This window comes from Pseudomonas fluorescens (assembly GCF_902497895.1).
Taxonomy (GTDB): Bacteria; Pseudomonadota; Gammaproteobacteria; order Pseudomonadales; family Pseudomonadaceae; genus Aquipseudomonas; species Aquipseudomonas fluorescens_BP.
This window is the reverse complement of sequence record NZ_CABVHQ010000167.1, coordinates 1-594: the sequence shown is the minus strand read 5'-3', so window position 1 is coordinate 594 and position 594 is coordinate 1. Positions and strand designations below refer to the sequence as shown.

At 58.8% G+C, this 594-nt stretch carries 1 protein-coding gene; it reads left to right on the top strand.

The annotated features are described in order from the left end of the window. The coding region (locus F8N21_RS30360; protein ID WP_150645605.1) for an electron transfer flavoprotein subunit beta/FixA family protein at positions 1–594 on the top strand (594 nt) is incomplete at both ends.

Genomic DNA, 594 nt, shown 5'->3' with positions numbered 1-594 from the left:
CAAAGCGGACAACTCCGGCGTCGACCTCGCTAACGTCAAGATGTCGATGAACCCGTTCTGCGAAATCGCAGTGGAAGAAGCCGTACGCCTGAAAGAGAAAGGTGTTGCGACTGAAATCGTCGTCGTCTCCATTGGTCCGTCTACTGCTCAAGAGCAGCTGCGTACCGCCCTGGCGCTGGGTGCCGATCGCGCCATCCTCGTCGAATCCGCTGATGAATTGAACTCCCTGGCCGTGGCCAAGTTGCTCAAGGCTGTAGTCGACAAGGAACAGCCACAGCTGGTGATCCTTGGCAAACAAGCCATCGACAGCGACAACAACCAGACCGGCCAGATGCTGGCTGCGCTGACCGGCTACGGTCAGGGCACCTTCGCCTCGAAAGTCGAAGTCAATGGCGACAGCGTTGCCGTGACTCGCGAAGTCGACGGCGGCGGCCAGACAGTTTCCCTGAAACTGCCAGCCATCGTCACCACCGACCTGCGTTTGAACGAGCCGCGTTATGCGTCCCTGCCAAACATCATGAAAGCCAAGAAGAAGCCTCTCGAAGTGCTGACTCCGGACGCTTTGGGCGTTTCCACCGCCTCCACCACCAAGAC